General features: G+C 70.3%; 17 protein-coding genes and 1 pseudogene. 9 read left to right on the top strand and 9 right to left on the bottom strand.

Annotation, left to right across the window (positions count from 1 at the left end):
- Nucleotides 1-131: 131 nt before the first annotated feature.
- The 3 genes from WJ438_RS12780 (at nt 132) to WJ438_RS12770 (ending at nt 4,695) form a co-directional block, all read left to right on the top strand.
- Entirely contained in the window at nt 132-1,238 is a 1,107-nt protein-coding gene (locus tag WJ438_RS12780) for a branched-chain amino acid aminotransferase (RefSeq protein ID WP_406725349.1), read from the top strand.
- 412 nt (nt 1,239-1,650) lie between these two features.
- On the top strand, nt 1,651-3,255 hold the full coding sequence (gene cimA / locus WJ438_RS12775; protein WP_406725348.1) for a citramalate synthase: 1,605 nt from the start codon (nt 1,651-1,653) through the stop codon (nt 3,253-3,255).
- A 96-nt stretch (nt 3,256-3,351) separates the two neighbouring features.
- A complete protein-coding gene (locus WJ438_RS12770) occupies nt 3,352-4,695 on the top strand; it encodes a hypothetical protein (RefSeq protein ID WP_406725347.1) in 1,344 nt (447 codons plus the stop codon).
- Nucleotides 4,696-4,843: 148 nt separating this feature from the next.
- Here WJ438_RS12770 and WJ438_RS12765 read toward each other — a convergent pair whose 3' ends face one another.
- Nucleotides 4,844-5,449, bottom strand: coding sequence for a YceI family protein (locus tag WJ438_RS12765; RefSeq protein WP_406725346.1), 606 nt, complete (start codon nt 5,447-5,449; stop codon nt 4,844-4,846).
- A gap of 597 nt (nt 5,450-6,046) precedes the next feature.
- On the opposite strand from WJ438_RS12765, the gene WJ438_RS12760 reads away from it, so the two are divergent.
- Together WJ438_RS12760 and WJ438_RS12755 are read left to right on the top strand one after the other, a co-directional pair.
- The gene (locus WJ438_RS12760; protein ID WP_406725345.1) at nt 6,047-7,630 is read left to right on the top strand and encodes an acyl-CoA carboxylase subunit beta; all 1,584 of its coding nucleotides are present in this window, start codon (nt 6,047-6,049) and stop codon (nt 7,628-7,630) included.
- Between the two features lie 57 nt (nt 7,631-7,687).
- Entirely contained in the window at nt 7,688-7,882 is a 195-nt protein-coding gene (locus tag WJ438_RS12755; protein WP_406725344.1) for an acyl-CoA carboxylase subunit epsilon, read from the top strand.
- A 199-nt stretch (nt 7,883-8,081) separates the two neighbouring features.
- Here the strand turns inward: WJ438_RS12755 and WJ438_RS12750 are convergent, their stop codons facing one another.
- The 8 genes and pseudogenes from WJ438_RS12750 to WJ438_RS12715 form a co-directional block, all read right to left on the bottom strand.
- The gene (locus tag WJ438_RS12750; protein WP_406725343.1) at nt 8,082-8,663 is read right to left on the bottom strand and encodes a GTP-binding protein; all 582 of its coding nucleotides are present in this window, start codon (nt 8,661-8,663) and stop codon (nt 8,082-8,084) included.
- A complete protein-coding gene (locus WJ438_RS12745; protein ID WP_406725342.1) occupies nt 8,644-9,216 on the bottom strand; it encodes a DUF742 domain-containing protein in 573 nt (190 codons plus the stop codon). The genes WJ438_RS12750 and WJ438_RS12745 overlap by 20 nt, the downstream gene beginning before the upstream one ends.
- Before the next feature lie 94 nt (nt 9,217-9,310).
- Entirely contained in the window at nt 9,311-9,724 is a 414-nt protein-coding gene (locus WJ438_RS12740; RefSeq protein WP_037791334.1) for a roadblock/LC7 domain-containing protein, read from the bottom strand.
- A 10-nt stretch (nt 9,725-9,734) separates the two neighbouring features.
- Nucleotides 9,735-12,986: a nitrate- and nitrite sensing domain-containing protein gene (locus WJ438_RS12735; RefSeq protein ID WP_406725341.1), complete on the bottom strand. Its 3,252-nt coding sequence runs from the start codon at nt 12,984-12,986 to the stop codon at nt 9,735-9,737.
- Nucleotides 12,987-13,360: 374 nt separating this feature from the next.
- On the bottom strand, nt 13,361-13,951 hold the full coding sequence (locus WJ438_RS12730; RefSeq protein WP_406725340.1) for a GTP-binding protein: 591 nt from the start codon (nt 13,949-13,951) through the stop codon (nt 13,361-13,363).
- On the bottom strand, nt 13,932-14,327 hold the full coding sequence (locus WJ438_RS12725; RefSeq protein WP_109381170.1) for a DUF742 domain-containing protein: 396 nt from the start codon (nt 14,325-14,327) through the stop codon (nt 13,932-13,934). The genes WJ438_RS12730 and WJ438_RS12725 overlap by 20 nt, the downstream gene beginning before the upstream one ends.
- A 111-nt stretch (nt 14,328-14,438) precedes the next feature.
- Entirely contained in the window at nt 14,439-14,852 is a 414-nt protein-coding gene (locus WJ438_RS12720; RefSeq protein WP_406729667.1) for a roadblock/LC7 domain-containing protein, read from the bottom strand.
- Between the two features lie 9 nt (nt 14,853-14,861).
- Nucleotides 14,862-18,670: pseudogene (locus tag WJ438_RS12715) on the bottom strand (nitrate- and nitrite sensing domain-containing protein).
- A 613-nt stretch (nt 18,671-19,283) separates the two neighbouring features.
- Here WJ438_RS12715 and WJ438_RS12710 point away from each other — a divergent pair.
- From WJ438_RS12710 to WJ438_RS12695, 4 genes are all read left to right on the top strand, one after another.
- Nucleotides 19,284-19,472 carry a hypothetical protein gene (locus tag WJ438_RS12710; RefSeq protein WP_406725339.1) on the top strand — a complete coding sequence of 63 codons (189 nt, stop codon included), beginning with the start codon at nt 19,284-19,286 and terminating at the stop codon, nt 19,470-19,472.
- 232 nt (nt 19,473-19,704) lie between these two features.
- Nucleotides 19,705-20,490 (top strand): fumarylacetoacetate hydrolase family protein, encoded by a 786-nt coding sequence (locus tag WJ438_RS12705; protein ID WP_406725338.1) that lies wholly within the window; start codon nt 19,705-19,707, stop codon nt 20,488-20,490.
- On the top strand, nt 20,483-22,012 hold the full coding sequence (gene gltX / locus WJ438_RS12700) for a glutamate--tRNA ligase (RefSeq protein ID WP_406725337.1): 1,530 nt from the start codon (nt 20,483-20,485) through the stop codon (nt 22,010-22,012). Before WJ438_RS12705 ends, gltX begins: the two co-directional genes overlap by 8 nt.
- Before the next feature lie 76 nt (nt 22,013-22,088).
- Nucleotides 22,089-22,820 carry an HAD family hydrolase gene (locus WJ438_RS12695; protein WP_406725336.1) on the top strand — a complete coding sequence of 244 codons (732 nt, stop codon included), beginning with the start codon at nt 22,089-22,091 and terminating at the stop codon, nt 22,818-22,820.
- Nucleotides 22,821-22,834 lie beyond the last annotated feature (14 nt).

Raw genomic sequence — 22,834 nt, 5'->3', positions numbered from 1 at the left:
GCCGTCGCCCCCGGGCGATACTCGAACGCGGAGCCGCGGAATGAGGGAATGCTCGGACGCCCTGTCACTGGCCACCGGCCGTACGGGCGTGAACGCGGCCCGTCACTACAACCGGTGAAGGACAACCACTCATGACGACGCCCACGATCGAGCTCAAGCCCTCCGCCCACCCGCTCTCGGACACCGAGCGGGAGGCCATCCTGGCCAATCCGGGGTTCGGCCGCCACTTCACCGACCACATGGTGACGATCAAGTGGACCGAGGGCCGGGGCTGGCACGACGGACAGCTCGTCCCGTACGCGCCGATCCCCCTCGACCCGGCGACCCACGTCCTGCACTACGCACAGGAGATCTTCGAGGGCCTGAAGGCCTATCGTCGGCCCGACGGGTTGGTCGCGACCTTCCGCCCCGAGAAGAACGCCGAGCGTTTCCAGCGCTCCGCCCGCCGCCTCGCGATGCCCGAGCTGCCGGTCGAGACGTTCATCGAGGCCTGCGACGCGCTGGTCGGGCAGGACAAGGCGTGGGTGCCGGCGCACGGCGGTGAGGAATCCCTCTACCTGCGCCCCTTCATGATCGCCACCGAGGTCGGCCTGGGCGTGAAGCCCGCCAACGAGTACCTGTTCCTGGTGATCGCCTCCCCGGCCGGCGCCTACTTCCCCGGCGGCGTGAAGCCGGTCTCCATCTGGGTCTCCGAGGACCGTGTCCGCGCCGTCCCCGGTGGCGTGGGCGACGCGAAGACGGGCGGCAACTACGCCGCCTCGCTGCTCGCCCAGGCCGAGGCCGCGTCCAAGGGCTGCGACCAGGTCTGCTACCTCGACGCCGTGGAGCACACCTGGGTCGAGGAACTCGGCGGTATGAACCTGTACTTCGTGTACGGAGCTGCGTCCAATTCGAAGCCCGTGATCGTCACCCCCGCGCTCACCGGCTCCATCCTGGAGGGCGTCACCCGTGACTCCCTGCTGAGCGTCGCCCGCGAGCTCGGCTACGAGGCCGTCGAGGAGCGGGTCTCGGTCGACCAGTGGCAGCGCGACACCGAGAACGGCACCCTCACCGAGGTGTTCGCCTGCGGCACCGCGGCCGTCATCACGCCCGTCGGCACCGTCAAGCGGGCCGGCGGCGAGTGGCGGCACGGCGGCGGCGAGCCCGGCGAAGTCACCCTGCGCCTGCGCCAGACTCTGCTCGACATCCAGCGCGGCACGGCCGAGGACAAGCAGGGCTGGATGCACCCCCTGGGCTGACTCCCGCCCGCCCCGTCAGGGCCGCCCCGGACCCCACCGTCCGCGGCGGCCCGCCCGCGCTGGCGGCCCGTTCGGCGGGGGCGGTCTGTCCGGGCCCGGAGGAGCGGACACCCGGCGCCCGTATCCTGAGACGGACGGTGATCGTGGGGACGGCTTGTGCCAGACTTCCCCCGTGCTCTCGTTCGCCACGATTATTGGCAGCAGGCGCGCCGGTCCGCAGTGACCGCACGTACGACAACATACGGGCGGACATCGTCGTCCTCGACCCGCGCGCAGACCTCTCGCACCCGCGAGAGGTTTTTCTTGTTTCCTGGCCCACCAGAAGCCGGAAACCGTGCGCGAGGGACCATGGGGGGACGGTGGAACCGGTCATTCCGGTAGACCGAGATCCAACATCAGGAGCCTTCAGACCATGACCGCAACCAGAGAGCCCGACGACTCGTTCCACGTCTTCGACACCACCCTGCGCGACGGCGCCCAGCGCGAGGGCATCAACCTCACGGTCGCCGACAAGCTGGCCATCGCACGGCACCTGGACGACTTCGGCGTGGGCTTCATCGAGGGCGGTTGGCCGGGCGCGAACCCGAGGGACACCGAGTTCTTCGCCCGCGCCCAGCAGGAGATCGAGTTCCGGCACGCCCAACTGGTCGCCTTCGGCGCCACCCGCCGTGCCGGCACCACCGCTGATAAGGACCCGCAGGTAAGGTCGCTCCTCGCCTCCGGCGCGCAGGTGATCACGCTGGTCGCCAAGTCCCACGACCGTCATGTCGAGCTCGCCCTGCGCACCACCCTGGACGAGAACCTGGAGATGGTCCGCGACACCGTCGCCTTCCTCAAGGCCGAGGGCCGCCGGGTGTTCGTCGACTGCGAGCACTTCTTCGACGGCTACCGCGCCAATCCCGAGTACGCCAAGTCGGTCGTCCGCACGGCCTCGGAAGCCGGTGCCGACGTCGTCGTCCTGTGCGACACCAACGGTGGCATGCTCCCCGCCCAGGTCCAGGCCGTGGTCTCGACGGTGCTCGCCGACACCGGCGCCAGGCTCGGCATCCACGCCCAGGACGACACCGGGTGCGCGGTCGCCAACACCCTCGCCGCCGTCGACGCCGGCGCCACCCACGTCCAGTGCACGGCCAACGGCTACGGCGAGCGCGTCGGCAACTCCAACCTGTTCCCGGTGGTGGCGGCGCTGGAGCTCAAGTACGCCAAGAAGGTCCTGCCCGAGGGCCGGCTCCGGGAGATGACGCGCATCTCGCACGCCATCGCCGAGGTGGTCAACCTGACCCCGTCCACGCACCAGCCCTACGTGGGTGTCTCCGCCTTCGCCCACAAGGCCGGCCTGCACGCCTCCGCCATCAAGGTCGACCCGGACCTGTACCAGCACATCGACCCCGAGCAGGTCGGCAACACCATGCGGATGCTGGTGTCCGACATGGCCGGCCGCGCCTCCATCGAGCTCAAGGGCAGGGAACTCGGCATCGACCTGGGAGACGACCGCGAACTGGTCGGCCGGGTCGTGGAACGGGTCAAGGAACGCGAGCTCAAGGGCTACACGTACGAGGCCGCCGACGCCAGCTTCGAACTGCTGCTGCGCGCGGAGGTCGAGGGCAGGCAGCTGAAGTACTTCGACGTCGAGTCCTGGCGCGCGATCGTCGAGGACCGCCCCGACGGCACCCACGCCAACGAGGCCACGGTGAAACTGTGGGCCAAGAGCGAGCGCATCGTCGCCACGGCGGAGGGCAACGGTCCGGTCAACGCCCTGGACCGGGCCCTGCGCGTCGCCCTGGAGCGGATCTACCCGCAGCTCGCCAAGCTGGAGCTGGTCGACTACAAGGTCCGCATCCTCGAGGGCAAGCACGGTACGCACTCCACCACCCGGGTCCTGATCTCCACGTCCGACGGCGAGGGGGAGTGGTCGACCCTGGGCGTCGGGGACAACGTCATCGCCGCGTCCTGGCAGGCACTGGAGGACGCGTACACCTACGGCCTGCTGCGGGCCGGGGTCGAACCGGCGGCGTAACGGGATCGGGCCCGGCAGGGGCCCCGCGCCGGCGCGGGGAAAATCCCTGCCGGGCCCGATGCCCGTTTCCGCCCCGGTTCGGGTAGCTTCGAACATATGAAGGACGCGCTGACGCGTACCCTCGTACGCCTGCTGATCGTGCCCATGGCCGCCGCGCTGGCGGTCCTGATGGCCGGGGCGCCGGGTGCGCGCGCGGCCACCGACCTCTCGACCGTGGCCGAGGCCCTGCGGGAGAGTCCCGTCTACGTCGACCCCGAGGCGACGGACATCCTGTCCGAGTCGGACGCCGAGGCCCTCGCGAACAAGATCGAGGACGCGGACAAACCCGTCCTGGTGGCGGTTCTTCCCGAGGACTACCCGACCGAGAACCTCTTCCGGAACCTGCGTACCGAGACCGGCATCACCGGTCTCTACGGCATCCGCCTCGGCGACGAGTTCGACGCGCGCGCCGACAGCAGCGTGCTGAGCCGCCAGGGCGTGGGGAACCTGGTCACGGCCGCGCAGGGCGCGGGCGACGCCAAGGCCCAGCTGAACGACTTCGTCGACGACGCGCTGCGCAACATCGGCGGTTCGGCGCCCACGTCGTGGAGCGGGGGCGGCGGTGAGGCGCCGGTCGGCGGACTGATCGCCGTCGGCGCGGTGCTGGCGGCGGGCGGCGCGGGCGCGTACGCCGTGACCCGCCGCAACCGGCGGCGCCACGAGGAGGAGCAGCGGGCCGCGCTGGAGAAGCTCCGGGTAGTGGTCGACGAGGACATCACCGCGTTCGGAGAGGAACTCGACCGGCTCGACTTCCACCCCGGTGAGCCCGGCGCCGACGACGCCATGCGCGCGGACTACGAGCGCGCGCTGGACTCCTACGAGCAGTCCAAGCGGCTGATGGACGCGGCAGGCAGGCCGGAGGACGTCCGGGCGGTCACCCAGGCCGTGGAGGACGGCCGCTTCGCACTGGCGCGGCTCGACGCCCGCCGTGTGGGCCGGTCGTTGCCGGAGCGCAGGCCGCCCTGCTTCTTCGATCCGCGCCACGGTCCCTCGGTCGCCGACGCCGTCTGGACACCCCCCGGCGGCACCGACCGGGAGGTCCCGGTCTGTGCGGCGGACCGGACCCGCCTGGCCGAAGGCCACGACCCGGCCGTCCGCGAGGTCGACACCGACATGGGCCGCCGCCCCTACTGGGAGGCGGGCCCGGCCTACGGTCCCTGGGCGGGTGGTTACTTCGGCGGCGGTGTGCTGCCCGGTCTGCTCGTCGGCACGCTGCTCGGCAGCATGATGGCCGCCCCCGCCTACGCGGCCGACTACGGCTCCGGGTACGGAGACTTCGGCGGCTACACGGGCGGAGACGTCTCCGGCGCCGACTTCGACAGCGGGGACTTCAGCGGCGGATTCGGCGGGGGAGACGTGGGAGGCTTCGGCGGGGGCGGGGACTTCGGCGGAGGGTTCTGAACGCCGAGCCACCGGGGGAAGCCGGACACCAGGCCCGCGCCCGGTTCCGGGTCAGGTCCGGACATGCCGAGCGCCCGCCCTCCCGTACGGGGTACCGGGGGCGGGCGCGCTCAGGGGAGCGGCGGTCGAGGCCGCTTCGTCGGCGGGATCAGGCGTTGCGGATCGCCGAGATGTCGAAGTTCAGCTTGATCTTGTCGGAGACCAGGACGCCGCCCGTCTCCAGCGCCGCGTTCCAGGTCAGGCCCCACTCGGAGCGCAGGATCTCGGCCTTGCCCTCGAAGCCGACGCGCTGGTTGCCGAACGGGTCGGTGGCGGAGCCGTTGAACTCCAGGTCGATGGTGAGCGGCTTGGTGGTGCCGAGGATCGTCAGGTCACCGGTGATGCGGTAGTCGTCCCCACCGAGGGCTTCGGCCTTGGTGGAGCGGAACGTCATCGCCGGGAACTCGTCGATCTTGAAGAAGTCCGAGCTCTTCAGGTGGCCGTCACGGTCGGCGCTGCCCGTCTCGATGCTCTCCATCACCACGTCGAGGCTGGCGGTGGAGTCGGACGGGTTGGAGCCGTCCAGGTGCAGCGTGCCGGTGAAGTCCTGGAAGCTGCCCTTGACGTTGGTGACCATCGCGTGCCGGGCGACGAAACCGATGGTGGTGTGCGAGGGGTCGATCGTGTAGTCGCCGGTCAGGGCGGCCAGGTCCGGGTTCACGGCGGCCGGGGCGGTCGCGGTGGCGGCGTTGTTCTTGCGGCTGAAGATGCCCATGGTGTGTTCCTCCTGGGGACGGGGGGAATCGAATGATCCCGTTGAACGTTCAATCACTTTCAACGAGACTCACTGTAGACCTATTCCCTTTAAAGTTCAACATCTTTCGGAGATGCCGAGGACCCTCCCGCTTGGACCATCGGAACGGGCGGAACGCGACCGGTTCGGCGAAGGGTTCCCCCTTCGGCGGCATTCAGGACGGGTCCCCTCCGATCCCGTCCTTCATGTCCGGCACTGATCGGTTCCCTCGGGCCGCTACCCCCTGCGGGGTGGACCGACCCGAACGGGCGAACCCCGGGAGAACATCTGGGATCGCCCGGGAGCGCGGGCGGGCAACCGCCGTCGACCCGGTAATCCCCGGACGTGGGGCGCGTCGGCCGGGGTCGGGCCGTACGCTCCGGGAGGTCCGCGCCACGCAGGGGTGTGAGGGGAGTCTCGGTCTCGGGATTTGTTGGACCCCTACAAGCCGGAGGCCCTCTGAGCAGTCGGAACGCCTGCATGCCGCCTCGGTTCTGTTCAGTGGCACCAGGAAAACGCCCCGGAGACTGTGAGGAGTCGACGGCTCGCATTCCCGGGTGAGCTTCGTAAGGTCACTACATGACCGTTTTGGATGAGGCGCCGGGTGAGCCGACCGACGCGCGCGGACGCGTGGCCGAACTGCACGAGATTCGCGCGCAGGCGCTGGCCGGCCCGAGCGAGAAGGCGACCCAGGCGCAGCACGCCAAGGGAAAGCTGACCGCGCGGGAGCGCATCGAACTGCTACTTGATCCGGGTTCCTTCCGTGAGGTCGAGCAGCTGCGCCGGCACCGGGCGACCGGCTTCGGTCTGGAGACCAAGAAACCGTACTCCGACGGTGTGATCACCGGCTGGGGCACGGTGGACGGCCGTACGGTCTTCGTCTACGCCCATGACTTCCGGATCTTCGGCGGTGCGCTGGGCGAGGCCCACGCCACCAAGATCCACAAGATCATGGACATGGCCATCGCGGCGGGCGCGCCGCTGGTGTCCCTCAACGACGGCGCGGGCGCGCGTATCCAGGAGGGCGTCTCGGCGCTCGCCGGCTACGGCGGCATCTTCCAGCGCAACACCAAGGCGTCCGGTGTCATCCCGCAGATCAGCGTGATGCTCGGCCCGTGTGCGGGCGGCGCGGCCTACAGCCCCGCCCTGACGGACTTCGTGTTCATGGTCCGCGAGACCTCACAGATGTTCATCACCGGCCCGGACGTGGTCAAGGCCGTCACCGGTGAGGAGATCACCCAGAACGGCCTGGGCGGCGCGGACGTGCACGCCGAGACCAGCGGTGTCTGCCACTTCGCCTACGACGACGAGGAGACGTGCATCGCCGAGGTGCGCTACCTCCTCTCGCTGCTCCCGCAGAACAACCGCGAGAACCCCCCGCGGGTCGAGAGCACCGACACCGCGGAGCGCCGCGGCGAGGTCCTGCTGGACCTGGTCCCGGCCGACGGCAACCGCCCGTACGACATGGCCAAGGTCATCGAGGAGATCGTCGACGACGGCGAGTACCTCGAGGTCCACGAGCGCTGGGCGCGCAACATCATCTGCGCGCTGGCCCGGATGGACGGCCAGGTCGTCGGCATCGTCGCCAACCAGCCCCAGGCGCTGGCGGGCGTGCTCGACATCGAGGCGTCCGAGAAGGCCGCCCGCTTCGTGCAGATGTGCGACGCCTTCAACATCCCGATCCTCACCTTCCTGGACGTCCCCGGCTTCCTCCCGGGCGTCGACCAGGAGCACGGCGGCATCATCCGCCACGGCGCCAAACTGCTCTACGCCTACTGCAACGCCACGGTGCCGAGGATCTCGCTGATCCTGCGCAAGGCGTACGGCGGCGCGTACATCGTCATGGACAGCCAGTCCATCGGCGCCGACCTCACCTACGCCTGGCCCACCAACGAGATCGCCGTGATGGGCGCGGAGGGCGCGGCCAACGTCATCTTCCGCCGCCAGATCGCCGACGCCGAGGACCCGGACGCCATGCGGGCGCGCATGGTCAAGGAGTACAAGTCCGAGCTGATGCACCCCTACTACGCGGCCGAACGCGGTCTGGTCGACGACGTCATCGACCCCGCCGAGACCCGCGAGGTGCTGATCCGGTCCCTGGCGATGCTCCAGAGCAAGCACGCCGACCTGCCCTCCCGCAAGCACGGCAACCCGCCGCAGTAACCCGGCGGACCCATCGCGGCAACCCCGCGGACCTCTCTCCCAGGGAGACTGACACCCATGAGCACACCTGACATCCGCGTCGAAAAGGGCCACGCAGGGCCCGAAGAAGTCGCCGCCATCACGGCGATCCTCCTCGCCCGCGCGGCCACCCGCCCCGCCCCCGACGTCCAGGCCCACCGCGGCCGCGCCAGGGCCGACTGGCGCCGCCTCGAACGCGAGCCGGGTTTCCGCGCCCCGCACAGCTGGCGCTGAGCACGCAGCACCCCGGGAAGGGGGCCCACCGCACCGGGTGGGCCCCCTTCCGGCGTTCGTGCACCGCGTCCGGCGTCGTGCACCGCGCGGCCCGCCGCACGCGCCGGCACGACGAATGTGGGGCGCTCCCTCCGAAAACCGGAGGGAGCGCCCCACATTCGTCGATCCCGCGGAGCCGCGGAGCCGCTGTCTCTCGTGCCTACCGCAGCCGCGCCATGAGGGCGTGCTCGACCAGGGTGATCAGCGCGCTCTTGGCGTCCGAGCGGTGCCGGGCGTCGGTGGTGATGATCGGGGCGTCGGGTCCGATCTGCAGCGCCTCACGCACCTCGTCCGGCTGGTACGGCTGCTGTCCGTCGAAGCCGTTCAGCGCGATGACGAACGGCAGACCGCTGTTCTCGAAGTAGTCGACCGCGGGGAAGCAGTCGGCGAGCCTCCGCGTGTCCACCAGCACGATCGCGCCGATGGCGCCGCGCACCAGGTCGTCCCACATGAACCAGAAGCGGTCCTGGCCGGGTGTACCGAAGAGGTACAGGATCAGGTCCTGGTCCAGGGTGATACGGCCGAAGTCCATGGCCACCGTGGTGGTGGTCTTGTCGCCGGTGTGGGTCAGGTCGTCGATGCCCGCCGAAGCGGACGTCATGACGGCCTCGGTGCGCAGGGGGTTGATCTCCGAGACAGCGCCGACGAACGTGGTCTTGCCCACGCCGAAACCGCCCGCCACCACGATCTTCGCGGAAGTGGTAGAGCGGGAAGGACCGCCGCTAGAGCTTGCGAAGTCCACTGAGCACCCTTTCGAGCAGTGTCACGTCTGGCTGGCCGCCGGCGCTCTCGTCGCCGCCGGGCTGATGGATGGCGACCAGTCCTGCCTCCGCCAAGTCGGCGACGAGAATCCTGGCCACACCGAGAGGGATGGTCAGCAGGGCCGAGATCTCGGCCACCGACTTGATCTCCCGGCAGAGGTGGCAGATCCGCTGATGCTCGGGCAACTGACCCTGCATCTGGTGCGGCTGCGCGGTGGTGTGTACCAGTGCCTCGATGGCGAGCTGGTACCTCGGCCTGGTGCGGCCGCCCGTCATCGCGTACGGGCGCACCAGGGGATTGTTCGACGCCCCGGCGGGCGCCGGCTCGGGGGTGCGGCGCTGCGGCTGCCCGGGCTGGAGGTGCGGCGCATGCGGCTGGTCGTACGGCGAAGGGCCGGGGCCCTGCGGCACGTACGGCTGCCGGTGGTCCGGAGCGGAGGGGTAGCCGTACCGGTTCTGGGAACCGTCGTTGTGACCCTGGGCAGGGTCGTACGACCAGTTGCCCGAAGACGATCCGCCTGGTGGTGTTGCCACTTTCTCCTCCTCCGACTGTGCCCGGCACCCATCATGTGGTAGCCGCGTCTCGAAACCTTACGGCCACGGGACGCCAAACCGCACCGTCCGTCTGTCAGTTGAGCAGGCTCCCTTGGAGCTCCGCACGAAGGTCCGGGGTCAGGACCGTACCGGCTCGGTCGACCAGAAGGGCCATCTCGTACCCGACGAGACCGATGTCCGCATCGGGATGTGCGAGAACCGCGAGCGAGGAACCGTCGGAAATGGACATGATGAACAGGAATCCCCGCTCCATCTCCACAACCGTCTGGTTCACGCTGCCACCCTCGAAGATCCGGGAGGCGCCTGCCGTCAGCGACGTCAGCCCGGAGGCCACGGCCGCGAGCTGATCCGCGCGGTCACGGGGAAATCCTTCGGACATCGCCAGAAGGAGGCCGTCGGCGGAGACCACCACCGTGTGGGACACCCCCGGGGTGTTGTCCACGAAGTTGGTGATCAACCAGTTCAGGTTCTGTGCCGCCTGGCTCATCGGGCTCACACTAACGCTCCTGGTTGTAGGTGCTGTCAGGACCACTGCGGTGATTCCCAGTGGCCTGGCCGTTCGTTTCACTGCCTGCGTTGCGGCCTTGCTGGACGCCGCGCCGCAGGTTGCTCAGCCTGCCCCGGATGTCTTCCGGGGCGCGGGAGACCTGGGGGCCTCCCTGAGGGGTGGTCTCGGCGGCGCCCTCGACCAGGTTGGCCTTGGGTACCCGCCGCGGCAGACCGGATGAGGTCACCCCGCCCGCCTTGGGCTTCCGCAGCGAGGACGCCTGCTGCCAGCGCTCGTCGTTCGCCGAACGCCAGTTGTCGCCGTCGCCCTGCGGAGCCGGAGCCGCAGCGGAAGCCGGTGCCGGGACCGTCGGCTCCTGGTTCGCGCGCCGCGCTCCGCCGGTGCCGCTCGCGGCGGACCCCCGGCGCGGAAGTCCGGCGTCGGTGAGTTCGTGGGAGGTGGAGTGGGCCGGTCCCGGACGGTCGAAGCCTACGCTGTCCTGCGCGGTCGCGTCAGCGGCCGGGGCGGGCTCCGCCTCCGGGGCACCCGCGGGGTACTGCGCCGGGTAGCCGTTCTGGTAGCCGTCCTGCCGCGGCCAGTCGTCCTGGGCAGGCTCGGCGTAGGAGGGGTCCGGGTAGCCGCCGTTCGACGAGAGGATGTCGTCCTGCGGCAGCCGGCTGTTCGGCTGGTAGTACGACTCGTCGTATGCCGGCTGCTGCTGTCCCTCGTACGCGGACTGCTGCCCGTCGCCGTACGCCTGCTGGTCGTATCCGGCGGGCTGCCGCTGATCCGGGTAACCGGTCGGACCGCCGTCGTAGCCCTGGCCGTTGTCGTAGCCCTGCGGGGCGGCGAACTCGTCGGGGTAGGCGGACTCGTCGGCGCCGTCCCGGCCGCCGGGCTGGTCCGGTCCGGACAGCGCGGGCTGCGGGCTCTGCGTCTCCATGGCCGCCCGGCGCTCCTCGCGCATCCGGGTACGGCCGACCGGGTCCAGGTCGCGGATGTCGTCCGGGACCTCGTAGCGGCTGTCGTCGAAGCCGAGTTCCGCCGCGGTGCGCAGCGGCTGCTGCTGTTGCTGGCTGAAGTCCTCGCCCGGGTAGTTCTGCTCCGGGATGATCTGGGAGACGGTGAACTCGTCGGGACCGGTCTGCGTCTCGCCGCCACCACCGTGGGTGATCGCGTCCGGCAGCATGACCAGCGAGGTCGTACCGGCCTGCTCGCCCGAGGGGCGCAGCTGGACGCGGATGCCGTGCCGGTCGGACAGCCGACCGACCACGAACAGGCCCATGCGCTGCGAGATCGCGACGTCCACGGTCGGCGGGTTGGCCAGCTTGTGGTTGATGTCCGCGAAGTCCTCGGCGGTCAGGCCGATGCCCTTGTCGTGGATCTCGATCATCACGCGGCCGTCGGGGAGACGGGTCGCGGTGACGCGGACCTTGGTCTGCGGGGAGGAGAACGTCGTGGCGTTCTCCAGCAGCTCGGCCAGCAGGTGCACGAGGTCGGTCACGGCCCGGCCGTGGATCTCGGCCTCGGGGACACCGGACAGCTCGACGCGCTCGTACTGCTCCACCTCGGAGGAGGCGGCGCGGATCACGTCGACCAGCGGCACCGGCTGGTCCCAGCGGCGGCCGGGTTCCTCGCCGGCGAGGACCAGCAGGTTCTCGCCGTTGCGGCGCATACGGGTGGCCAGATGGTCCAGCTTGAAGAGGTTCTCCAGCTGATCCGGGTCGGCCTCGTTGTTCTCCAGGCCGGTGAGCAGGGTCAGCTGTCCCTCGATCAGCGACTGGTTGCGGCGCGAGAGGTTGGTGAAGATCGCGTTGATGTTGCCCCGCAGCAGCGCCTGCTCGGAGGCGAGCCGGACGGCCTCACGGTGGACCTGGTCGAAGGCGCGGGCGACCTCGCCGATCTCGTCCGTGGAGGTGATCGGGATCGGGGCGACCCGGGTGTCGACCCGGCCGGGGTCGGTACGGGAGAGCTGGTCGACCAGCATCGGCAGCCGCTGCTCGGCGATACCGAAGGCGGCGTTGCGCAGCTGGCGCATGGAGCGGCTCATCTGGCGGGCCACCATGCCGGCCAGGATGAACGCGGCGAGCAGGGCGAGTACGACGGCGCTGCCGGTGACGAAGGCATCGCGCTGCGCGTCGCCGGCGATGGTGGCCGCCTCGTCCACCGCGGTGTCGGCGAGGTCCGACTCGATCTCGCGGTAGCCGTCGAACTTGAGGGTGTTGACCGCCCACCAGTTCTCGGGGGTGATGCCGCGTCCGGCTATCTCGGCGCGGGCGGCCGGGTCGGTGGAGTTGAGGCGCGCGACCTCGGAGACCATCGTGCGCGGGTCGGAGGGCGGCGGGACGTAGTCCGGGTCCTGGGCCGCCGCCTCCTTGGCCTGCTCCGCGCCGTCGGCCTTGATCTCCTGCTCGAGTTGATCCAGCTTGGCTGCGTCGGCCCCGGTGCCCCCGCCGATGTACTCCCGGACGGCGATGCCCTCGAGGTAGGCGTAGGAGGAGAGCGCGACGCGCTGGCTGGCGAGCTGGCTGTCGGTGGGCCCGGGCTTCACCAGCAGGTGCGTACCGATGGACCGCTGCAGCGACACCGCCGACTTGGTCAGGGAGATCGCGTAGACCGTACGGCCGTAGCTGGTGATGTTGCCGGTGCCCAGGCCGAGTTCGTTGGCGAACTGCGTCAAGGGGTGGGCGACCTCGAGATAGCCCTCTTCGGTCTCCACGCCCTTGAGTTTGGAGGTGTACGCGGCCTCGCGCAGCGGCGTCAGCTTGGGCTCGACCTCGCGCAGCAGCTCCAGCCGGCGTTCCAGGCCCGGCTTCGCCGGCATGTTCTGCGCGGCCTCGTCGAAGGCGTCGGCCGCCTCGTCCGTGGCGGCACGGGCCTTGACGACGGCCGGGTCGTCCTCGCCCTTGCCCTGCAGCAGCGGGGCCGCGGTGAGGTCCCGTTCCAGATAGAGGGCGTTGGCGTAGGTGAGGGAGGCCCGGACCAGACGCGCGGTGTTCTCCGCGTCCTGGGCCTCCTGCCAGGTGTCGATCGAGTCCTTCACCTGGAAGCCGCCCATGACCAGGCCGACCAGCACGGGTATGAGCAGGATCGCGTTCAGTCTGGTCGCCACCCGCCAGTTGCGCGGGGAGAGGCGGCCGCCGCTCGGGGCGGCCGCGGCCGTCGGTTCCGCACCGTGCACGGGGGTGGGCGCCGCTCCGCGCGGCGGCGGGGTGAAGTTGCCCCGGGCCGACGGCTCGGGACTGCTCGTGCTTCGCCTCACTCGACCAACAACCTCTCGGCGGTCGGCACCAACGTTGTGCCGCAGTGTCTCAGAGCCCGGCATGCCAACGACTACTGAGTGCGTCTTTGACCAATGGGCAGTTCAGGCATTCCAGCATGTCGACCAGTGCTCTTCCAAACAGCGGACGGAGGGGTTCCGGAGTGAGATAAGTCGCAGATAAAACGGTCAAACAGAACGAGCCCCGCCAAAAGGCGGGGCCTTCGTGCGCATAGGGGTACGGCCCGAACGCGTCGGGTGTCGGCACGACCCGATTCCTCTGCCGAAATGTTATGAACACCGGGGCCGGCCGTGTCCAAGGACACAGCCGGCCCCGGCATATCTACGACAACTGCCGTATGGAGTTATGGCATTGGCTACCGGAGACGCGCCATGAGGGCGTGCTCGACCAGGGTGATCAGCGCGCTCTTGGCGTCCGAGCGGTGCCGGGCGTCGGTGGTGATGATCGGAGTGTCGGGTCCGATCTGCAGCGCCTCACGCACTTCCTCCGGCTGGTACGGCTGCTGTCCGTCGAAGCCGTTCAGCGCGATGACGAACGGCAGACCGCTGTTCTCGAAGTAGTCGACCGCGGGGAAGCAGTCGGCGAGCCTCCGCGTGTCCACCAGCACGATCGCGCCGATGGCGCCGCGCACCAGGTCGTCCCACATGAACCAGAAGCGGTCCTGGCCGGGTGTACCGAAGAGGTACAGGATCAGGTCCTGGTCCAGGGTGATACGGCCGAAGTCCATGGCCACCGTGGTGGTGGTCTTGTCGCCGGTGTGGGTCAGGTCGTCGATGCCCGCCGAAGCGGACGTCATGACGGCCTCGGTGCGCAGGGGGTTGATCTCCGAGACAGCGCCGACGAACGTGGTCTTGCCCACGCCGAAACCGCCCGCCACCACGATCTTCGCGGAAGTGGTGGCACGGCTTTCGGAGACCGCCTCGCCGCTAGAGGTTGCGAAGTCCACTGAGCACCCTTTCGAGCAGTGTCACGTCCGGTGCGCCGGTGTTCTCGTCGCCGCCCGGCTGATGGACGGCGACGAGACCCGCCTCCGCCAGGTCCGCCACCAGGATCCGGGCCACGCCCAGCGGCATGTTCAGGAGCGCCGACACCTCGGCGACCGACTTCACCTCACGGCACAGATGGCAGATGCGCTGGTGCTCCGGGAGGAGCCCCATGAGCGCTGCCGGGTCGGCCGTCGTACTGATCAGTGCCTCGATGGCCAGCTGATAGCGGGGCCTGGTCCGGCCACCGGTCATCGCATACGGACGTACCAGTGGCTGGTCGCCCTCATCCTCGTACGGCTCCGCGTACGGATCATGAGAAGCGGTGGGCGGGGTCATGGGTCCTCCGGACGGGACAGCAAGTCGGTCAGTCAAGCCGTCTGACGAGGCCGGTGGGGGGATTGTGGCGGCCGGACGGTGATTTGGTGAGACGGGTGGTGCCGAGGCCGGTCAGTGGAGCAGACTTCCCTGTAGTTCGGCGCGCAGGTCCGGGGTGAGGACCGCCCCCGCGCGGTCGACCAGGAGCGCCATCTCGTAGCCGACGAGGCCGATGTCGCACTCGGGGTGCGCGAGAACGGCCAGCGACGAGCCGTCCGAGACGGACATGAGGAAGAGGAAACCCCGCTCCATCTCGACGACCGTCTGTGTGACGTCGCCGCCTTCGAAGATGCGGGAGGCGCCGGCCGTCAGGGAGGTCAGCCCCGAGGCCACGGCCGCGAGCTGGTCCGCGCGATCGCGCGGGAAGCCCTCGGACATCGCCAGAAGGAGACCGTCGGCGGACACGACGACGGTGTGGGACACCCCGGGGGTGTTGTCCACGAAGTTGGTGATCAACCAGTTCAGGTTCTGTGCCGCCTGGCTCATCGGGCTCAACTAACGCTCCTGCTGGTGAGTGGGTCGAGGGAAGCCACCGGTCTGCGTGGATCCGGCCTGACGACCCTGTGCGATACCCCGACGGAGATTGGTCAGCCGTCCACGCACGTCGTCGGGCGCGCGGGAGACCTGCGGACCACTCTGGTGGGTCTGCTGTTGAGCCGTGCCCGGGACGAGGTTCGCCTTGGGCACCCGGCGCGGCAGGCCGGAGGTGGTGACGCCGCCCGCGGCCGGCTGCCGGACACGTTCGGCCTGCCGGACCAGCTCGTCGTTGGGCGAGCTGCGCCAGGTGGAGGCAACGGACCGCTGCGGGCCGGTGGGCCCCTGCGGCTGCGACGGCTGCTGCTGTTGCGGCTGCTGGGCCGGAGCCGGGGGATCGCCCTGCTCCTGCTCCCGGGCACCGTGGAACCAGTTGGTCTCCAGGGTGTCGTAGAGGGGGGTGCGCCCGTCACCGGGGCCGGACGCCGGCGGCAGTGCCCAGGCGTCGCTCGGCGCGCGGCCGTCGCCGGGCCGCTGCGGCGCGGACCCGTGGCCCGGCTGCTGGCGGTCCGGCCGCTGCTGCGGAGCCGCGGGACGCTGGGCGCCGAAGTCGGCTCCACGCGTTCCGTTCGACTGCGGACGCTCGAACTGGCCGGTGGAGGCTGGGTCCGCGAGGTTCGGGCCCTCCGGGAGGGCGTGCCGCGCGGGAGCGCCGCCGTCCCGCTCCGGAGCCGGGTACCGGTCGGCGGAGCCGTTGTCGTAGCCCTGCGGGGCGGGGAACTGGCCGGTGTGGGACGGGTTCTGTCCGCTGTACTGGTCCGAGGGAGTGCCGTAGATGTCGCCGCGGACGAACTGCCCCGTGTTCTGGGCGCCCTTCGCGTCGGGCCCGCCGTACTGGCCGGCGTTCTGCGGAGCGCCGGCACCGGGGGAGCCGTAGGGAGCGGGTGAGCCGGGGTTCTGCCGGGCGTCGAACCGGGGCATCTCGGCCGTCGCGCCGGGACCCTGGAGGTCGTCGAACCGCGGCATGGCGCTCGTCCGGGAGGCGTCCGGCTCCTCGTGGCCGCGCGGGGCGTCCAGCGGGGCTCGGGGCACCGGCGGCTGGGCGTTCTCGTCGCTCCAGCTGGGTACCCGCGGCTGCTGGTCGCCGCCGGGCAGCTCGGCGCGCGGACCACCGCGCGGCGGCAGCTGCGGACGACGGCCGCGCTCGATGTTGCCGTCGCCCCGCTGCGGCGGCACGGAACCCCGGCCGCCGAACAGGTCCTGGCCCTGTGCTCTGCCCTGGCCCGGGGACTGCAGCCCCTGCGGGGCGCCCGGAGCCTGGCCGCCGTAGCCGGCACCCGCGCCGGCGGGGACGGACGGCCCTGACCGGGTGCGGAGGGAGCGCCGCCCTGCTCGAACAACGACGGCGCGGAAGACCTGCCCGGCTGACCCTGCGGACCACGTGCCCCGCCCGGGGCACCCGGCCGGCCCTGGCCGTCCCGTCCGGGCAGCGCGGCCCTCGGACCCTGGCCGGTGGCGAGCCTGCCACCGCCGGGCGCACCGGCACCGGGGGCACCGGCGCCGGACTGACCGCCACCGGCGGACCGCCGTGCCGCCGAGGCACCGGCCACGGCCTGCGCGGCGGCGGGACCGCCGGCACCCGGCTGACCGGGCTTGCCCTGGGGCTTCTTGCCGCCCTGGGCGAGATCGACGGGCAGCATGACCAGCGCGGTCGTGCCACCGGAGTCGGACGGGCGCAGCTGGATGCGGATGCCGTGCCGCTGCGACAGCCGGCCGACCACGAACAGGCCCATGCGGCGGGAGACGGACACGTCCACGGTGGGCGGCGAGGCGAGCCGCTCGTTGATCGCCGCCAGGTCCTCCGGCGACAGGCCGATACCGGTGTCGTGGACCTCGATCAGCACGCGGCCGTCGGGCAGCGCGTGACCGGTGACCTTGACCTTGGTCTGCGGGGAGGAGAACGAGGTCGCGTTCTCCAGCAGCTCGGCCAGCAGGTGCACGAGGTCGTTGACGACCCGGCCGGCCACTTCGGTGGTCGGCACGGCGGTCAGTTCGATGCGCTCGTACTGCTCCACCTCGGACGCGGCGGCACGCAGCACGTCGACCAGCGGGACCGGGCGGGTCCACCGTCGGCCGGGCTCCTCACCCGCGAGGACGAGCAGGTTCTCACCGTTGCGGCGCATACGCGTGGCCAGGTGGTCCAGCTTGAACAGCGAGGACAGCTGGTCCGGGTCGGCCTCGCGGGACTCCAGTTCGGAGATCAACGACAGCTGGCGCTGGATCAGGCCCTGGGAGCGGCGCGAGAGGTTGGTGAACATCGCGTTGACGTTGCCCCGCAGCAGGGCCTGCTCGGCGGCCAGTCGGACCGCCTCGCGGTGCACGTCGTCGAAGGCCGCGGCCACCCGGCCGATCTCGTCCCGGGAGTGCACACCGACCGACTCCACGGACGTGTCGACGTCCTGCGGGTCGGACTCGGACAGATGCTTGACCAGCTCGGGCAGGCGTTCCTGGGCGACCTTGGTCGCGGTGTCCTCGAGGCGGCGCAGCGAGCGGATCATGGAGCGGGCCACGACGAAGGCGCCGACCAGCGACACACCGAGCACGATCAGGATCAGCGCACCGGAGATGATCGCGTCGCGCTCGGTGGCGCTGCGCAGCTCACGGGCCTTCTGTTCCATCTCCTCGAGCAGCGTGTGCTCGACGTTCTTCATCTGCTGGATCTTGGTGGAGCTGTCGTCCAGCCAGTCCCGGTAGGACCGCTTGTCCATCGACTCCAGACCGCCGGCCGACACCAGGGCGCGGCCCGCGTACTTGTCGGTGGCCTTGATGGTGGCGTTGCCGTTCTCGATGGGCAGCAGCAGCTCGGTGGCCTTGTCCTCGCCGTAGATGCTCTTGAAGCTGCGCAGCTCGGACGTCTGGCTCTCCAGCGCCGACTCGGCGTAGAGCCGGTCGTTCTCGGAGAGGTCGCCGAAGGTGGTGTTGCTGGCGGGCAGCGCCGCCGCGAGGACCGCGCGCTGGATCGACGCGTACTCCTTGGCGGCGGAGAAAGAGGCCAGGGCGCGCGTGCGCTGGATCATCTCGGGGTTGCTGGTCGCCTCGGCCATGTCCTGGGAGAGGTCGGTCAGCTTCTCGATCAGACGGTGGTAGCCCTCGACGGTCTGTGTGGAGTTCCGCTCCGACACGTAGGCCGTGTTGCGGATCTTCGCGAGGTTGCCCAGGTCGCCGGCGAGCTGGACCAGGTTGTCGCGGACGCCCTTGAGGTTGCCGTCCTTGCTGGCACTGTCGATCTCCTCGGAGCTGTCGAGGAAGTTCTTCAGGGCCCGGTCGGTCTTCTCGCGGTGGCCCTTGACCGTGAAGTCGGTGGCCTTGCCGCCGTGCGCCAGCGGGCCGGCCGACTGGTCGCGCTCCTCCTGGAGCGCGGCGGCGAGCTCGGTGGCCTCCTGGGTCATGTCCGTCAGCAGCTTCATGTTGTCGAGCTGCTGGATGTCGTCCATCGACTGGTTGATACGCAGGGCGCCCAGCGAGGTGGCCGCGACCACCGGAAGCGCGAGCAGCGACACCAGACGGGTGGAGATGCGCCAGTTGCGCAGGGCCACGCGCGGCCCCGGGCCGTCGGGGCCCTGCGAGGGCTTCGGCAAAGTGGGGGGCGTGCCCGCCGGTCCCGCGAGCGTGACGCCGGGACGGCCAGGTCGTTCGCCGCCGTCACCGTTCGCGGCCGGGCCCTGGTTCTGGGCGTGCTGGGGCGAGGAGCCGACGGCCCTGGGGCCAGTCCCGCCGTGCTGCTCCGGCTCCGCCGAAGCGCTGCCATCCCTCTTGAAACGTCCCTGCACTAGCGTCGCAACCTCTGGACCAGGCGCCCCTCCGCGTGAACGGCGGGGCACGGTGTCGGCGTCATAGGGGCGCCCTGAATACGCCCCCGTGGTGGTCGTGAGTGACCGGCGTGGGTTCCCCCTTGCTGCTCACCGCCACAATGGCGCCTTTGTGCGCCCCCTGTGCGCCGGATCGATAACTGCGGCGGTCCGGGGAATTCCAGCACAGTGCGGGATGCCCCAACAAGGCCCGCGGGTCATGCCGTGACTTGCGTGACGCCGCGTGACGGAGGGATCACCGGCCGTGGAAATTGATCTCGCGCAAAGGGGGTCAATGGGGTTGATTCGGCAGGGCTCGCGAGGTGTCCCAGTAGCGATGATCGGGAGCGGAATGGTGCATTCAGGGGGTCAATGTCCGTTTCGGCGGGATGACGCACCGGTCCGGATTGACCCATTTGGTCATCGATTCGTGAGCAAACTCACACGATGATCGTGACTCCTCGCGGCGATCGGCGGGGAATCAGGTGTTTAGCCTGGCGCTTTACAGGGATGGCAAAACAGACAACCCGCGTCCGAAGGGTGGTCCCCGGACCCCCTTCGGACGCCTCGTGAACAGGACAGGTTCGAGTAAACAGTGAAGACGACGATGATGTTCCACAAGATCGCCAACCCGCGGCGCACGACGCTGGCGCACCTCGACGGCGCCGCCGAACTGCAGACGCCGGTCCACCAGGAGCACACCGCCGAACTCCCGGCCCAGACCGCCAATCCCAGGCGCACCGTCCTCATGGAGGTCCCGGTCGCGGCCGGCGCCGCGAACTAGCACCCTCCCAGCCTTCCCCGGCCCCAGTGTCGATCAGTACGCGCGCCGGCCCCGAAACGCTCAAGGCGCCCGGGCCCGTCCGGTCCCGTGCCGGGCCCGCATCCAGGCGGCGTCCCCTGTCCCCCGGTCAGGGGGCGCCGCCTGTCATGCGCGAGGCGTGCGCACCCTGCCGCGTTAGCCTGGAGCGTCAGACTCCAGCCAGCTCAGTCAAGGTCAAGGGGCCAAGAATCCCGTGCGCATCGCCAGATTCTCCATCGACGGGAACGTCGCCTTCGGCGCGGTCGAGGGCGACCAGCAGGACGAGCTCGTCCTGGACATCATCAAGGGCATCCCGTTCACGGACTTCGAACTCTCCGGTACGAAGGTCCCGGTGAGCAAGGTCAGGCTGCTGCCCCCGGTGCTTCCCAACAAGGTGGTGGCCTTCGGCCGCAACTACGCCGAACACGCGAGGGAGATGGGCAACGAGGTGCCCGACGCCCCGTTCGCCTTCTTCAAGCCCGCCACCTCGGTGATCGGCCCCGGCGACGACATCCAGTACCCCTCCTTCTCCCAGGAGGTGCACCACGAGGCCGAACTGGCCGTGGTGATTGGCAGGATGTGCCGTGAGGTCCCGCGCGACCGGGTCAAGGACGTGATCTTCGGCTACACCTGCGCCAACGACGTCACCGCCCGTGACGTCCAGCGGCGGGAGAAGCAGTGGGCGCGGGCCAAGGGCTTCGACACCTCCTGTCCGCTCGGCCCCTGGGTGGAGACGGACCTGGACATCGCGGCCGCCGGCGACCTCACCGTCCAGCTCACGGTCAACGGAGAGCAGCGCCAACTCGGCCGTACCAGCGAGATGGTCCACTCCATCGAGGACCTGATCGTCAACATCTCCGAGGCGATGACGCTGCTCCCCGGCGACGTGATCCTCACCGGCACCCCGGCCGGCGTCGGCCCCCTCAACGTCGGCGACGAGGTCGCCGTCACCATCGAAGGCATCGGCACTCTCACCAACAAGGTTGTCAAGCGTGGCTAGCGCAGCAGGTTCCCCTTCCCCCTCCCCCAAGTCCTCGACCACGCTCGGACAGGGGGTACCCCCACGCGTCCGTTTCTGCCCGTCCCCCACCGGCAACCCCCACGTGGGCCTGGTCCGCACCGCCCTGTTCAACTGGGCGTTCGCCAAGCACCACCAGGGCACGCTGGTCTTCCGCATCGAGGACACCGACGCGGCCCGCGACTCCGAGGAGTCGTACGACCAGCTCCTCGACGCGATGCGCTGGCTCGGCTTCGACTGGGACGAGGGCCCCGAGGTCGGCGGCCCGCACGCGCCGTACCGCCAGTCGCAGCGCATGGACATCTACCAGGACGTCGCCGCCAAGCTCCTCGACGTCGGCCACGCCTACCGCTGCTACTGCTCCCAGCAGGAGCTGGACACCCGCCGTGAGGCCGCCCGCGCCGCCGGCAAGCCCTCCGGGTACGACGGCCACTGCCGTGACCTGACCGACGCCCAGGTCGAGGAGTACAAGGCCCAGGGCCGCGAGCCGATCGTCCGCTTCCGGATGCCCGACGAGACGATCACCTTCACCGACCTGGTCCGCGGCGAGCTGACCTTCACCCCGGAGAACGTCCCGGACTACGGCATCGTCCGCGCCAACGGCGCCCCGCTGTACACGCTGGTCAACCCGGTCGACGACGCCCTGATGGAGATCACCCACGTCCTGCGCGGCGAGGACCTGCTCTCCTCCACCCCGCGCCAGATCGCCCTCTACAAGGCGCTGACCGAACTCGGCATCGCCAAGCAGACCCCCCGCTTCGGCCACCTGCCCTACGTCATGGGCGAGGGCAACAAGAAGCTCTCCAAGCGTGACCCGCAGGCCTCGCTCAACCTCTACCGCGAGCGCGGCTTCCTCCCCGAGGGACTGCTCAACTACCTCTCCCTGCTGGGCTGGTCGCTCTCGGCCGACCAGGACATCTTCACGATGGAGGAGATGGTCGCGGCCTTCGACGTCGCGGACGTGCAGCCGAACCCGGCCCGCTTCGACCTGAAGAAGTGCGAGGCGATCAACGCCGACCACATCCGCCTGCTGGAGGTGAAGGACTTCACCGAGCGCTGCCGCCCCTGGCTGAAGGCGCCCGTCGCCCCCTGGGCCCCGGAGGCCTTCGACGAGGCCAAGTGGCAGGCCATCGCCCCGCACGCGCAGACCCGGCTGAAGGTGCTGTCGGAGATCACCGACAACGTCGACTTCCTGTTCCTGCCGGAGCCGGTCTTCGACGAGGCCTCCTGGACCAAGGCGATGAAGGAGGGCTCCGACGCCCTGCTGCGCACCGCCCGCGAGAAGCTGGACGCGGCCGACTGGACGTCCCCCGAGTCCCTGAAGGAGGCCGTCCTGGCCGCCGGCGAGGCCCACGGCCTCAAGCTCGGCAAGGCCCAGGCCCCGGTCCGCGTCGCCGTCACCGGCCGCACGGTCGGCCTGCCCCTCTTCGAGTCCCTCGAGGTCCTGGGCAAGGAGAAGACCCTGACCCGCATCGACGCGGCCCTGGCGAGGCTCGCCGCGTAGCTCGACCGCAGGTGAGGGGCGGCGTCCGGAGCACCCGGGCGCCGCCCCTCGGCCGTTCTTGGGTACCGTCGGTCCCATGGCGATCCGAGCCGTCGTCTGGGACGTGGACGACACACTCTTCGACTACACCTCCGCCAACCGCGAGGGCATGCGGGCGCATCTGCTGGCCGAGGAACTGCTCGCCGGGTACGCCTCCGTGGAGGAGGCGCTGCTGCGCTGGCGGGAGATCACCGATGTCCAGTGGGCCCGGTTCGCCGCGGGGGAGGTCGACTTCGAGACCCAGCGGCGCGACCGCACCCGGGTCTTCCTGGGGCGCGAGCTGACCGACGACGAGGCCGACGACTGGTTCCGGCGCTACCTGGTGCACTACGAGTCGGCCTGGGCCCTGTTCCCGGACGTCCTGCCGGTCCTCGACGCGCTCGCCGCCAGCCACCGGCACGCGGTGCTGTCCAATTCCAGTCTCCACGTCCAGGACCGCAAGCTGCGCGTCCTCGGCGTCCGCGACCGCTTCGAGGCCATCCTGTGCGCCGCCGAGCTGGGCGTCTCCAAACCCGAGGCCGGTGCCTTCCTGGCGGCCTGCGAGGTCCTGGCGCTGCCGCCCGACCAGGTCGCGTACGTGGGCGACCACCCGGAGATCAACGGCCGGGGCGCCGCGGACGCGGGACTGCTGTCGGTGTGGATCGACCGCGGCGGTGCGTACGCGACCCTGGAGCCACCCGTCGGGCCGCGCAGGATCGCCTCCCTCGGCGAACTCCCCGCGCTCCTCGGCGCGGATACTCGTTTTGGAGCCGGGTCCGGCATCGGGTAATGTTCTTCCTGCGT

The sequence above is a fragment of the Streptomyces sp. GD-15H genome (assembly GCF_045291515.1).
Lineage (GTDB): Bacteria > Actinomycetota > Actinomycetes > Streptomycetales > Streptomycetaceae > Streptomyces.
This window is presented reverse-complemented; position numbering and strand designations above follow the sequence as displayed.

Bases quoted from the DNA above. Each gene is read 5' to 3' on its own strand.
- WJ438_RS12780 (WP_406725349.1), top strand. From the start codon at position 132: ATGACGACGCCCACGATCGAGCTCAAGCCCTCCGCCCACCCGCTCTCG.
- cimA (WP_406725348.1), top strand. From the start codon at position 1,651: ATGACCGCAACCAGAGAGCCCGACGACTCGTTCCACGTCTTCGACACC.
- WJ438_RS12770 (WP_406725347.1), top strand. From the start codon at position 3,352: ATGAAGGACGCGCTGACGCGTACCCTCGTACGCCTGCTGATCGTGCCC.
- WJ438_RS12765 (WP_406725346.1), bottom strand. From the start codon at position 5,449: ATGGGCATCTTCAGCCGCAAGAACAACGCCGCCACCGCGACCGCCCCG.
- WJ438_RS12760 (WP_406725345.1), top strand. From the start codon at position 6,047: ATGACCGTTTTGGATGAGGCGCCGGGTGAGCCGACCGACGCGCGCGGA.
- WJ438_RS12755 (WP_406725344.1), top strand. From the start codon at position 7,688: ATGAGCACACCTGACATCCGCGTCGAAAAGGGCCACGCAGGGCCCGAA.
- WJ438_RS12740 (WP_037791334.1), bottom strand. From the start codon at position 9,724: ATGAGCCAGGCGGCACAGAACCTGAACTGGTTGATCACCAACTTCGTG.
- WJ438_RS12725 (WP_109381170.1), bottom strand. From the start codon at position 14,327: ATGACCCCGCCCACCGCTTCTCATGATCCGTACGCGGAGCCGTACGAG.
- WJ438_RS12720 (WP_406729667.1), bottom strand. From the start codon at position 14,852: ATGAGCCAGGCGGCACAGAACCTGAACTGGTTGATCACCAACTTCGTG.
- WJ438_RS12695 (WP_406725336.1), top strand. From the start codon at position 22,089: ATGGCGATCCGAGCCGTCGTCTGGGACGTGGACGACACACTCTTCGAC.